Raw genomic sequence first — 12,179 nt, forward strand, 5'->3', positions numbered from 1 at the left:
CACATTATGGTTTAATTTGATTCATTAAATCCCTGACCGTTTCCTCTGTTAATTGACCGGTAAAGTACTTTACCACTTTTCCGTTTTTGTCAATTAAAAAAGTTGCAGGAAGTGGGTCTATGCCGTAGGCAGCTTGAACTTGACCATCCTTATCAATAACTATTGGAAAATCGAGATTATGACTTTCAGCAAATTTAGTAACTGCCAGTTTTGATTCACTTACATTTACAGCCAATACCTGTACCCCTTTGTCCCTAAATTGATGATATTGATTGTTTATGTAGGGCATTTCTGTTGCACACGGCTTACACCATGTTCCCCAGAAGTTGAGAAACACACCTTGGCCTTTATAATCTGAAAGCTTATGCTTATGCCCCTGCATATCAGTCAAAACAAAATCCGGTGCCGTTTCTCCTACTTTTACTTCTATTTGCTGGTCTTTTGTAAAATTTTGATATAAAGTATAGGCGACAGCTATACCTAATACAAGTAAAATGACCGTTCTGATCATTAAACGTTGTTTTTTCATATTGCCTCCCCCTTTGAACCAAAACCAATAAACTCTCCTATACCAATTATTAGCATAAATACCGTGATAACGCACGAAATTATGCATGAATTTTAAGATTTTTTTTGATGCGTTTCCATGGCAAGAGCCCTAAGTTGTTTTACCTCGTGTGGAGTAAGTTCCCGTGCATCCCCTGCTGTTAATCCTCCTAGAGTTAAAAACCCATAGCGTTCCCGTTTTAATTTTAATACTTCATGTCCAATAGCTTCGAACATTCTGCGAACCTGGCGATTCCGCCCTTCATGAATAGTAATTTCAATGATTGCAGTTTGTTTTTTGTTATCCATTGAGAGCACTTTCACCTTTGCTGGAGCAGTTTTCCCATCATCAAGCATGATTCCTTTTTCAAGCTTTCTTAAATTTTCTTTAGAGGGAATTCCTTTTGTTTTGGCAACATAGACTTTCTCAATTTCCCCGCGTGGATGCATAAGGACATTTGCAAATTCTCCATCGTTTGTCATAATAATTAAGCCAGACGTATCATAATCAAGTCGGCCAACAGGATAAATTCTCTCCTTTATGTTGGGAAAGAAATCCGTTACAACTTTTCTTCCCTTATCATCTAGGACACTTGAAATAACGCCACGAGGTTTATAAAGCAAAAAATATACAGGGATTTCCTTTTGAATAGGAATCTCATTAACTTCAACTTTATCTGATGACGAAACCTTCGTACCTAGTTCTTTGACTATTTGTCCGTTAACCTTTACCTTCCCTCCGGTAATTAGCTCTTCAGCTTTTCTTCTCGATGCAATACCGGCACGAGCTATTACTTTTTGCAATCGTTCCATCTTAAGATCACCTCAATATTTTCTTTCACAAATACTTCATATTCTTTCCTAAGAATTATGACATAATTCCTCTTAATTTCAAAGTATCGAATTCAAATCTACATAACAAAAAAAGCAAGTCTATATGGCTGTGCCAATTTTGACTTACTTTTAACGCTTTATTTTCCCATAGCTACTTTGCCCCAAACATGAAAGCAACCACTGCTATGGACACCACGATCCCAAAAATATCAGCTAATAAACCAACCTTTAAGGCATCGCCCATTTTTTTGATTCCAACTGCCCCAAAATATACAGTTAAAACATAAAAGGTTGTATCTGTACTGCCCTGCAGAACTGACACAAGCCTTCCAATAAACGAATCTGGGCCATGGACGGCAATTAAATCACTTGTCATTCCCAGTGCTGCTGTTCCTGAAATTGGACGAATAAGCGCAAGCGGGATAATTTCAGCTGGGATCCCTAAATGAGTCATTGCAGGACGTATCCATTTTGTAAGCACCTCTAGTGCTCCCGATGCACGAAAAACAGAAATTGCCACAAGCATCCCTACTAAGTAAGGGATGATTGAAAAAGCAATCTTAATTCCTTCTTTGCCACCTTCAACAAAGCTCTCATAGGTAGGGACCTGTTTATAGGTCCCATATAAGAGGATAAAACCAATTAATACTGGAATAAAGGCAAGTGATATCAGTGATAATAATTCCATTCATCCTCATCCTTTGCGGCTTCTTCTGAAATAAAAGAAACGGTCAATTAAAATTGCACCGATCGCCGATATAATTGTAGCGATTAATGTTGGGACGACAATTTCAGTAGGGGAAGAGGAGTGATAAGTCATTCTAATTGCAATGACTGTCGATGGAATAATCGTAATACTCGCTGTATTAATGGCTAAAAACGTTACCATTGACCTGCTGGCTGTTTTTTTTCCGCCATTTAACACCTGAAGCTCTTCCATCGCTTTTATACCAAGTGGTGTGGCTGCATTCCCCAGTCCAAACATATTTGCAATCATATTTGATAATATATAACCCATTGCAGGATGCTCCGGTGGCACTTCTGGAAAAAGCCGTTTGACAATTGGTCTAAATAATTTGGCAAGTCCTTCAAGAAGTCCTGACTCTTCAGCAATCCGCATCATTCCAAGCCAGAAGACAAGGACGCTTATAAGACCAATACAAAGGGTAACTGCTTCCCTTGCACCCACAAAAACCGCCTTATTGATTTCCTCCAATGTGCCATTAACGATTCCAAAAACAATCCCAATTAACGTCATGATCACCCAAATATAGTTAACCATTGGTATTCACACCAAGAATAGATAGGAAGGTATGGTTGAAATGATCCATTAAACCACTCTTGCTTTCTTTTACATTTTTCCTTTGAAAATAAATGGGAACTTCTTTAATTAATTTTCCATCTAAAAAGACTTGAGCTTTTCCTACAGGTCCTGACTTTTGTTTAGAAGAATATTTAGGTATTTTATAGCTAATTCGAAAGTTTTTCATTTCTTCTGATGTTGCAGGATAAACTAGTGAATTCCTCAGGTAGAGCTTACCATTATATTTGCTTTTAGTGTCTATCTCGATTTTTCCCTTTGGAAGTACCTCGGTCATGTCGTATCCTTTAAAGCCATTTTCATACATGGCAATATGGTCATCCCAATCTTTTGAGTCATTGATCGTCACGGCAATTAAGTCCATATCGCCTTTTTCAGCAGTTGTAACAAGTGTTCTTTTAGCCAGTTTTGTATAGCCTGTTTTTCCTCCAGTACAATATTGATACTTAGTCAATAATCGATTTTTATTTTTCCATACCCTGTCCCATTCTTCGCTGGGATTCGGGGCCCGATAGACTTTCGTTCCAGCAATCTCCCTGTATTGCTTATTATTCATTGCATATCTTGTTAACAAGGCCATGTCATAGGCTGTTGAATAATGATCTTTTGAGTCGTCAAGTCCATGAGGATTAGCAAAATGTGTATTTAACATTCCAATTTCTTTTGCTTTTTGATTCATAAGGAAAACAAAGCCATCAACACTCCCGCCCACAAACTCTGCAATGGCGACAGCAGCGTCATTTCCTGAACGCAACATTAATCCATAGACTAAATCCTTTAGTTTAATTTTTTCACCAGCCTTTAAATAGATGGACGATCCCTCGGTATGCACGGCATTTTCACTTACCGTTACGTCTTTATCCATTTTTCCTGATTCAATTGCTAATGTTGCTGTCATAATTTTTGTGATACTTGCAATCCTTCTTTTTGTAAATGCATCTTTCTCATAAAGGATTCGACCTGATTTTTGTTCCATTAATATAGCGCTTTTTGCACTTACGGAAACAGAAGCATTCACCTTTTGAGGAAGGTTTGCCATAAATATTCCCATTATAAGAACAAAAATGAATAACACCGAAACCATTCTCATCAGATAACCTCGTCTCCTTGTCCTATTTGTACAAGTTTATGCGTGTAATAATCTGTTATGACAAAAATGAAAAAGAGAAAACCAATCTGGTTTTCTCAGGCTGTCGAAAAACTCGGCAGCCTATCATTTTATTCAATCACTTTAATAATTCACCGCGTTAACATTGTATAATATTATTGGTATATATGCTGTTAACTGGTCTGTTGATTGGCGCTCCAGGCACTTCGCTTTCCGCGGGCGTGCCCGGGGAGCCTCCTCGGCGCGAAAAGCGCCTGTGGGGTCTCCCCAGCCCCGTACTCCCGCAGGAGTCTTCGTGCCTTCCGCGCCAATCAACGAGTGTTTTCAATATAGTCCTTCAGCTCAACTAATAAATCAAAAAAGTGGTGTAACCAATATTAAATCCAAAAAATTATAGCCAAAGTGAATATGAATTTGTATCGATTGATGAATTAGTACCTGATGACCATCTTCTTCGTATGATTGTAAAATATATTGATTTTTCGTTTCTTCTTGAAAAGCCACTACAGTGATTTGTCGGTTAAGGGGATTGAAGAATGCAGGTGAACAGGCTCTTCTTACTGCAACCTGCCAAAACATAAAGAAGATTGCAACACATTTGGCAAGGTTAGAAAAAGTGTGTTGCAATACTTTAGGTTGATTTGCCTCCCTGTTGATTGGAGCGGAGGGCACTCGACTCCTGCGGGATCAGAGGTCACTGGAGACCCCACAGGCGCTAAAGCGCTGAGGAGGCTCCAGGACCTCCCCGCGGAAAGCGAGTGCCCGGAGCGGAAATCAACAGGCCCATTTGCAGGAACTATCAAAAAAAATTAGTAATTAAATTCTGGTAAAATAAAATTGTCGAGAAAATACCCCTTTCTCGACAATCTGGTTTTCTCTTTTTATTTATTAGGCCATTAAAATGGCTGCCATTTTAATTCTCTTGCTCGGTCAAAACGCATTTCTACATCGTTCCAATTGACTACTTTCCACCAATTTTTTATATATTCTTCGCGATTATTTTTATATTGGAGATAAAAAGCATGCTCCCACACGTCTATAACAAGAATTGGAATGGTATCCCATTGTGTCATATTCATATGCTTTTCTGTTTGCAATATCTCTAAATGTCTTGCCCTAGGTGACCAAACTAAAATGGCCCACCCATTGCCTTCGACTTGTTTGGCTGCTTCTGCAAAATGTCGCCGAAAATAAATAAGGCTTCCAAAATATCTTTCAATTTCATGAAGTAATTGACCGGTAGGACTTCCTCCACCATGCGGACTCATATTTTTCCAGAAAATTGTATGGAGATAATGTCCGGACCCATGAAATGATAGTTCCCTTGACCAATGTTTAATAAGTGCAAAGTTATTATTCTCTCTTGCTGTTTTGAGTTCCAGCTCTGCTTTATTCAGCCCATCGACATATGCTTTGTGATGCTTTTTGTGGTGGAGTTCCATGATTTCTTGGGAAATATAGGGTTCTAATGCATCATAGGAATACGTGAGATCTGGTAGCGAGTGCCTTCCTAGGGAAACAACTGATTCTTCAATCCATATATCACCAATATTTTGCTTCCTTTTAAAATAGTCTTCCATGTCTGCATGAATTGTTTCTGCTTTAGATTGTAAGTCAATAAGTTCATTATTTGATAGCGGTGAGGATACGCTTTCAATTAAGCCAGTGAATTGGTCAAGCTTTGTCCACAGTTCCGAATTCTCTTCAACTTTTTCTGATGCAAGAAAATCTCTCATATCTTTATTCCAATTAAATAACTCATTCACATACTTTTTAAATTGGTCCATACTCCACCTCGGTTCTTATCTCGGTATTCTCAGAAAAAAGGTATGAAAGTGCAGGAAATATATTCATAAAAAATAAAAAAGGTTATTCAAAACAGTAAATGTTTGAATAACCTTTTTTAAGTTGGTGATGTTTAAATTCCGCCTATTACTTTGACTGAATGATCTTCGTACGGTAATCAGTTTCGTAAAATTCCAAGTCTTCTCTAATTCTTTGAAATTCCCCTTCAAGGCCTTTTACTAACTGTCTAAGGCTCTCCGGAACCTCTTTATAGAATTTAATTGAGTTTCTCCCTGTGTAAGCAGATCTGCTATCCTCATACCATGCATCATTTTTCGGTGAGAAAAACTCCATTATACATTGATGATAAATCTTGTATAATGTCTTTTCAGCAGCGGATTTTTGGAAAGGCTCACTGTTTAAAATGATTTTACAAGCATCTAAGCTCTCTTCACTAAAAACAAGGAGCTTTCGCAAATTAGCTAATACAACTTTATGATAGGAACGCTCTTCTTCACTTCCTGAATTCAACTGCGAAAGCGTTGTTTCATTTACATAATCTTCAAGTGTTTTGATTGTTGTTGTCAAAAATTCTTCAACTTCTTTTAATTGCGATTCTACAAGAGTATTTCCCACGATTATCTCCCCCAAATGATTAACTTGAAATTAATTTGGCTGCATGATGAATTCAAGCGGTGAACGAAGCTCATACCCTTTTTTCTGTTGAAGAGAATCAAAAATTTCAGGGAGCTTTTTATAATCAATTTCTTTAAAGTATGCAGCAAATTCTGGTTTAGAATTCACATAAAGACGTTTCCGATGACGGAGTTCTGGATCTTTTAATAGACAAACAAGCGCCACGATATCCTTAAAATACACACTATTGTCACCTTCACCAAATAACGGATCTTGTTTAAAAGGAGTAAACTCATTAAAGATTTCATCAAAATATCTAATATACAGAACATGTAATGTTTTTTCTTTACCCTCTTCAATAAAAGTAATTTCACTTCTATTGAAAAAATCCTCTGAAGTATTCGACTTTTCTTTTTCCAATTCATAGCCTTTGCATGAAACGATCTTCAACTTGTTTCCTCTCCTTTAAAAACAATATCCAAAACTAAATCTGACTTTATTTTAACACAAATAAATAACGTTTTTAAACTTCTGAATCAATTGTCTCTTGAAATCTTTCGAAAAATAAATCGGCTTCCGCTTGTACAAACTCTTCATTGACTTTTTCTGGCAATGGCGGCAATTCCTCGATATTCCTTAAACCAAAATAATCTAGAAATTCCTTTGTTGTACCATATAAATATGCTCTCCCTGTCCCTTCGGCCCTGCCAACCTCTTTAATTAGGGCTTTAGCAGTTAATGTTTGCAGCGGCCGTTCCGTTTTTACTCCACGAATTTCTTCAATTTCTGCTCTAGTAATCGGCTGCTTATAGGCAATTATTGCCAACGTTTCTAATGCCGCCTGCGACAAGGTGGCTGTATTAGGAGAATCAACAAGCCTTTTTAGATAGACAGCATTTTCTTTTTTCGTTACTAATTGATATGTACCAGCCAGCTGTACAATTGTTACCCCTCTGTTGGGGTCTTGATCGTATTCTTGTTGTAATTTTTCAATCATTTCCTTAACAAAATGTACTTCTACTTCAATAACATCGGCCATTTGTTTTAAGGAAAGCCCTTCATCCCCTGCTGTAAACAACAGGGACTCTAAAATACTGCTCCAGTTAATAATTTCCAACCACTTTTTCTCCTTCCCCAATTGCTTCTACAAAGATTTCACTAAAATTCCCATCCTGTTCAACATCTATTTCTTTTCTTTTAATTAATTCTAATATCGCTAAAAATGTTACAACAATATGTTCTTTGCTGGGATGGGGAAATAAATCATTGAAGCTTTTCCGTCCTTTAAAACTCCGTAATTCAACTAAGATTTCTGTCATTCTTTTATCAATCGAAATCTCTTGACGGGCAATTTTTGTTGTCATTGGCCGTTGTAATTTTTTCCTTCTTAATAACTTTTGGAACGCTGCTAGCATGTCATATAGAGAAACATTAAGGTCTGTTTTCTCAGGCTTGATTTCCTTTGCGTAATCAGACAAGTCACTTGGTGGTTTAGTAAACATCAAGCTTCTTTCCTCTTCTAATAATTTCAAATCGTGTGCAGCTTCCTTGTACTTCCGATATTCAATTAGACGCTCAACCAAATCTTCCCTTGGATCTTCCTCATATTCCAAGTTAGAATCATCTTCCAAACTTTCTTCTTCGTGCTTTGGTAAAAGCATTTTACTTTTTATTGCAAGCAATGTTGCTGCCATTACTAAAAATTCACTGGCAACATCGAGTTGCAATTCGTTCATTGTGTGTATATAAAGTAAATATTGTTCGGTAATTTGTGCTACTGGAATATCATAAATATCAATTTCCAAGCGATTTATTAAATGCAGAAGTAAATCAAGCGGGCCTTCAAAAGCATCAATTTTTACATTGTATGGCATCATTTTCACCAAAACTTCCAAAATAATTTCGTCACTAGACTGACCATAGTATAGCTATTAATAGTATAGAGGAATCATCTTGGTTATCCAATAGAAAAATCAACCTGCGTCCTCTCATAATTGAAAACGGTCGTTTTGCCTATAACAAATTCAAAATATCGACATATGATGAAGTGAACAAATTAATAAAATTATAGGAGGTATTTCAATATGTCAGATGGTGCTTTTGGATTTGGCGGCGGATTTGCTTTAATCGTCGTTCTATTCATCTTATTGATTATCGTAGGTGCTTCTTGGGTTTACTAAAAGACGATAGGGCTTCTGCTTAGGCGCACAGGCTCGGACAGTCAACTAGAAGAGGATGTCTCAAAGTTCTGGACTTTACTTTGGAGACATCCTTTTTGTGCTTTTTGTTCATAATGTGCTTTCACCATATGATAAACTAAACATAAATGTTTTGTTAATTATGAGGTGATCAGTTGTATCCAGATGAATATATTCGATATTTGGTACATTTTCATGGTGATCGGGATTATTTTGAATGTCACGAAATTCTTGAAGAATATTGGAAAAATAAAGATCAAGGAAATAAAGACTCTGTGTGGGTTGGTTTGATACAGCTTGCAGTTTCTTGTTATCATCACCGCCGCAGTAACTTTACCGGGGCAAAAAAAATGCTCGAAAAAGCGATGGTAATCTTAAAAAAAGAGGAACTGTGTTTAAACAGCCTAGGTTTAAATAAAATAAAGCTATTTTCAATATTAAAAGAACGTCACATTGGTATTCAGAAAAATCAGCCTTATACTAGCTTTAATTTACCAATAAACGATCCCCGTTTAGCCCAGCAATGCCAAACAGATTGTATAAAACTTGGATTTATTTGGTGCGATCACAGTAATTTAAATAATAAAAGCCTCATAAACCGTCATAAATTACGTGATCGAACAAGCATCATCCAAGCACGTTTATATGCTCTAAAAAGAAATAAAAGCAGCGATTAGTATTAATCGCTGCTTTTAATATCTTGTGTGCAAATTTCACATTTATTGATAAAAGCTGATGTATATTCATTTGCTCTAATATGTTTTTCAGGATACATCTCATCTAAGGCTTTCACCATTTTTTTGCCCACTCCCAGCAGGCGATGCGAGGGATTTACAGAAATATGCTGAATCTGTATTTCTTGTTCCCCATTAAACATAATTCCAATCAGGCCAATAATATCTTCCTCTTTCCAAAGGAATAACTGCCAATCTTCTTCAGTTTCATATTGCTTCATGGTAGCTTGAAGCTTTTTTAAATCCTTCTCGTTTGGCATAAAAGATAGCAGGCCCATTGCAATCTTTTCAAATGTTTTTTTATATCTAATTAACATATAGACCCCTCATTAAATAAAATAAAGCTGTAATGTATTTTATTTATAGTATGATTAAGTTTGCCATTTTGTTTCATTGTCTATTTAATCATACATAATTTGTCTGTCCTCATCAATATATCAACCGCAGATACTAAAACTAAATACTTTATCGCTTCCCTTCATATAAATTTTTTTACCAATCGTATTTGACTAGGAAGCTAATAAATTTCATTCTACACTAAATCATAGAATTTATCCATTTCTCTTGCAAGTATTGGTTTCTTCCATTACAGTGTCAATTAAAGGTTTAAATACATAAGCCTTTTAATGCGTACACCTTTGCTTTAAGGAGGATTTTATAAATCATGAAAAAAATATTGACCATGGCATTATTAGCTTTTATGTTAATAAGTCCGATCCATAGTTTTGCGGATGCAGCTGAAGGAGACATGATTGTTACGCTAGGAGAAAATCTTACTGATCAACAAAAAAGTTCCATGTTAGAGGAAATGAATGCACCCAAGGATGTACAAATCATTACGGTTTCAAATCAAGAGGAACATCAGTATTTAGGAAAGTATGTTTCTAGTTCATTGATAGGTACAAAAGCAATTTCTTCCTCTGCTATCACAATTGCAGCCCAGGGGTCTGGAATATCAGTCAAGACAAAGAATATTACCTGGGTCACGAATGAAATGTATGTGAACGCACTAATCACTGCAGGGGTTAAGGATGCAAATATATATATTACTGCACCTGTTCCAGTTTCTGGAACTGCTGCATTAACCGGTATTATCAAAGCGTATGAGATCTCTGCTGATAAAACAATTCCTGAAGATGTCAAACAAGCAGCAAACCAAGAAATGGTTACAACAGCAAAACTGGGAGATGCAATCGGGGATAAAAATGCTGCAGCCTTAATCGCTAAAATTAAAGACGAAATTGCAAAAAATAAACCAAATAATGATCAGGAACTTCGTGCCATAATCGAAAATGCTGCCAAGGAATTGGGGATCACCCTTACTGAGGCGCAAATACAAAGTTTAATGGATCTGTTTAACAAGCTAAAGAACTTAAATATTAACTGGAATCAAGTAAGTGATCAGCTGCATAAGGCGCAGGATCAAGTCACTAAATTTCTTTCATCAGATCAAGGGCAAAGTTTTTTGGAAAAGTTAAAGCAGTTTTTTATCAGCTTAATCGATGCCATTAAATCATTATTCTCTAAATAGCACAAAAGGTCTGACCCAGTCATATGAGGGTCAGACCTTTTATCTTGTTACTGTTATTTAAAAGAAATATCAAGACGTACTAAATCTTCATAGGATTCTCTTTTTACTACTAACCTTGCTTCCCCGTTTTCAACAAAGACCACTGCTGGCCGTGGTAAGCGATTGTAATTGTTTGCCATCGAATAGCCATATGCTCCCGTGCAAAAAACTGCAAGGATGTCTTCTTGACCTGTTTCCGGTAATGGTAAATCCCATATTAGCATATCCCCAGACTCACAACATTTCCCGGCAATGGAAACTGTTTCTTTTACAGTTGAAAGCGGCTTATTGGCAAGTACAGCTTCATATTTTGCTTGGTATAAAGCCGGCCTAATATTATCACTCATACCTCCATCAACAGCTAAATACTTTCTGACACCCGGCACATCTTTAGAAGACCCTATTCGATATAGTGTAATTCCCGCATCACCAACAAGAGAACGACCAGGTTCAATCCAAATTTCTGGTAACGCCATTGAATAATGTTCAATCCATTTTTTTACTTCCGCAATAATTTCCTCAACATATTGAGATGGCTGGATAGGCTCGTCTTCTTTTGTATACCGAATTCCGAAGCCTCCCCCAAATTTAAAACCTTTGCTTCAAAATTAAACTCCTGTTTCCAAGTATTCAATTTCTCAAATATTTTTTGCGCAGCAAGAAGGAAGCCTGTCGGATCAAAGATTTGTGAACCAATGTGACAATGAAGTCCGAGAACCTCAATATTCTCATTTCCCATGGCAGTTTGTATTGCTGTCTGGGCCTGGCCATTTTGCAGATCAAAGCCGAATTTAGAATCTTCCTGGCCTGTTAAAATATAATCATGTGTATGTGCTTCAATACCAGGAGTCACTCTTAACAAGACCTTAACGTTTTTGTTATTTTCAGCACATATTGCTTTTAAAAGGTCTAATTCATAAAAATTATCAACAACGATACAGCCAATTCTGTGCTCTAGTGCCATTTCTAATTCTTCTTTGCTTTTGTTGTTACCATGAAAATGGATTCTTTCAACTGGGAACCCAGCCTTAATCGCTGTATATAATTCACCGCCAGAAACAACGTCAAGTGATAATCCTTCCTCCTCTGCAAGCTGTACCATTGCAATCGTGGAGAATGCTTTACTTGCATACGCAACCTGGGCTTTCACATTCTCTCTTTCGAATGTTTGTTTAAATCCTCTTGCCCGCTCTCTTATTAAGGCTACATCATATACATACAATGGGGTCCCATAATTATTCGCTAATTCAATGGCATCCACACCGCCAATTTCTAAGTGTCCTTTATTATTGACACTTGTAGTTCCATAAAAATACATTGCCATCCCTCTCTTTTGTAATGAACTCGCTCGCGGTAAAGAAAAACAAATAGACAGAACCTAAACGAGATCTGTCTATTTTTTGATCCTTTATCCCTTTATTTAATTAAAATTACTTTAGCATAACAT

14 protein-coding genes and 1 pseudogene are annotated in these 12,179 nt (G+C 36.7%); 3 read left to right on the forward strand and 12 right to left on the reverse strand.

All coding sequences use genetic code 11. The features are described from left to right. Window positions 1-4: 4 nt before the first annotated feature. The 10 genes from resA to RCG17_RS04510 form a co-directional block, all read right to left on the reverse strand. A complete protein-coding gene (gene resA / locus RCG17_RS04465; RefSeq protein ID WP_308174063.1) occupies window positions 5-529 on the reverse strand; it encodes a thiol-disulfide oxidoreductase ResA in 525 nt (174 codons plus the stop codon). Between the two features lie 92 nt (window positions 530-621). Next, window positions 622-1,359 carry a 23S rRNA pseudouridine(2605) synthase RluB gene (gene rluB / locus RCG17_RS04470; RefSeq protein ID WP_308174064.1) on the reverse strand — a complete coding sequence of 246 codons (738 nt, stop codon included), beginning with the start codon at window positions 1,357-1,359 and terminating at the stop codon, window positions 622-624. Between the two features lie 172 nt (window positions 1,360-1,531). Continuing rightward, entirely contained in the window at window positions 1,532-2,068 is a 537-nt protein-coding gene (locus tag RCG17_RS04475; protein WP_308174065.1) for a spore maturation protein, read from the reverse strand. 6 nt (window positions 2,069-2,074) lie between these two features. Next, on the reverse strand, window positions 2,075-2,662 hold the full coding sequence (locus RCG17_RS04480) for a nucleoside recognition domain-containing protein (RefSeq protein ID WP_308174066.1): 588 nt from the start codon (window positions 2,660-2,662) through the stop codon (window positions 2,075-2,077). Further along, window positions 2,655-3,791, reverse strand: coding sequence for a D-alanyl-D-alanine carboxypeptidase family protein (locus tag RCG17_RS04485; protein WP_308174067.1), 1,137 nt, complete (start codon window positions 3,789-3,791; stop codon window positions 2,655-2,657). Before RCG17_RS04485 ends, RCG17_RS04480 begins: the two co-directional genes overlap by 8 nt. Window positions 3,792-4,705: 914 nt before the next feature. Beyond that, window positions 4,706-5,596, reverse strand: a complete 891-nt coding sequence (locus RCG17_RS04490; RefSeq protein WP_308174068.1) for a superoxide dismutase — start codon at window positions 5,594-5,596, stop codon at window positions 4,706-4,708. A 145-nt stretch (window positions 5,597-5,741) separates the two neighbouring features. Further along, window positions 5,742-6,230 (reverse strand): YpuI family protein, encoded by a 489-nt coding sequence (locus RCG17_RS04495; RefSeq protein ID WP_308174069.1) that lies wholly within the window; start codon window positions 6,228-6,230, stop codon window positions 5,742-5,744. 30 nt (window positions 6,231-6,260) lie between these two features. After that, window positions 6,261-6,680, reverse strand: coding sequence for a hypothetical protein (locus RCG17_RS04500; RefSeq protein ID WP_308174070.1), 420 nt, complete (start codon window positions 6,678-6,680; stop codon window positions 6,261-6,263). A 73-nt stretch (window positions 6,681-6,753) separates the two neighbouring features. Further along, the gene (gene scpB / locus RCG17_RS04505; protein WP_308174071.1) at window positions 6,754-7,347 is read right to left on the reverse strand and encodes an SMC-Scp complex subunit ScpB; all 594 of its coding nucleotides are present in this window, start codon (window positions 7,345-7,347) and stop codon (window positions 6,754-6,756) included. Further along, window positions 7,334-8,104 carry a segregation/condensation protein A gene (locus tag RCG17_RS04510; protein ID WP_308175763.1) on the reverse strand — a complete coding sequence of 257 codons (771 nt, stop codon included), beginning with the start codon at window positions 8,102-8,104 and terminating at the stop codon, window positions 7,334-7,336. The genes scpB and RCG17_RS04510 overlap by 14 nt, the downstream gene beginning before the upstream one ends. A gap of 210 nt (window positions 8,105-8,314) precedes the next feature. On the opposite strand from RCG17_RS04510, the gene RCG17_RS04515 reads away from it, so the two are divergent. Beyond that, a complete protein-coding gene (locus RCG17_RS04515) occupies window positions 8,315-8,410 on the forward strand; it encodes a YjcZ family sporulation protein (RefSeq protein ID WP_308174072.1) in 96 nt (31 codons plus the stop codon). Between the two features lie 173 nt (window positions 8,411-8,583). Further along, entirely contained in the window at window positions 8,584-9,105 is a 522-nt protein-coding gene (locus tag RCG17_RS04520) for a DUF309 domain-containing protein (RefSeq protein ID WP_308174073.1), read from the forward strand. Window positions 9,106-9,107: 2 nt separating this feature from the next. Here RCG17_RS04520 and RCG17_RS04525 read toward each other — a convergent pair whose 3' ends face one another. Continuing rightward, entirely contained in the window at window positions 9,108-9,479 is a 372-nt protein-coding gene (locus RCG17_RS04525) for a GNAT family N-acetyltransferase (protein WP_308174074.1), read from the reverse strand. Window positions 9,480-9,826: 347 nt separating this feature from the next. On the opposite strand from RCG17_RS04525, the gene RCG17_RS04530 reads away from it, so the two are divergent. Then, on the forward strand, window positions 9,827-10,693 hold the full coding sequence (locus RCG17_RS04530; protein ID WP_308174075.1) for a DUF1002 domain-containing protein: 867 nt from the start codon (window positions 9,827-9,829) through the stop codon (window positions 10,691-10,693). Window positions 10,694-10,746: 53 nt separating this feature from the next. Here the strand turns inward: RCG17_RS04530 and lysA are convergent. Then, window positions 10,747-12,050, reverse strand: a pseudogene (gene lysA, locus RCG17_RS04535) (diaminopimelate decarboxylase). Window positions 12,051-12,179 lie beyond the last annotated feature (129 nt).

The sequence above is a fragment of the Neobacillus sp. PS3-12 genome (assembly GCF_030915385.1).
Taxonomy (GTDB): domain Bacteria; phylum Bacillota; class Bacilli; order Bacillales; family Cytobacillaceae; genus JAEVLT01.

Bases quoted from the DNA above. Each gene is read 5' to 3' on its own strand.
- resA (WP_308174063.1), bottom strand. From the start codon at position 529: ATGAAAAAACAACGTTTAATGATCAGAACGGTCATTTTACTTGTATTA.
- rluB (WP_308174064.1), bottom strand. From the start codon at position 1,359: ATGGAACGATTGCAAAAAGTAATAGCTCGTGCCGGTATTGCATCGAGA.
- RCG17_RS04475 (WP_308174065.1), bottom strand. From the start codon at position 2,068: ATGGAATTATTATCACTGATATCACTTGCCTTTATTCCAGTATTAATT.
- RCG17_RS04480 (WP_308174066.1), bottom strand. From the start codon at position 2,662: ATGGTTAACTATATTTGGGTGATCATGACGTTAATTGGGATTGTTTTT.
- RCG17_RS04485 (WP_308174067.1), bottom strand. From the start codon at position 3,791: ATGAGAATGGTTTCGGTGTTATTCATTTTTGTTCTTATAATGGGAATA.
- RCG17_RS04490 (WP_308174068.1), bottom strand. From the start codon at position 5,596: ATGGACCAATTTAAAAAGTATGTGAATGAGTTATTTAATTGGAATAAA.
- RCG17_RS04510 (WP_308175763.1), bottom strand. From the start codon at position 8,104: ATGCCATACAATGTAAAAATTGATGCTTTTGAAGGCCCGCTTGATTTA.
- RCG17_RS04515 (WP_308174072.1), top strand. From the start codon at position 8,315: ATGTCAGATGGTGCTTTTGGATTTGGCGGCGGATTTGCTTTAATCGTC.
- RCG17_RS04525 (WP_308174074.1), bottom strand. From the start codon at position 9,479: ATGTTAATTAGATATAAAAAAACATTTGAAAAGATTGCAATGGGCCTG.
- RCG17_RS04530 (WP_308174075.1), top strand. From the start codon at position 9,827: ATGAAAAAAATATTGACCATGGCATTATTAGCTTTTATGTTAATAAGT.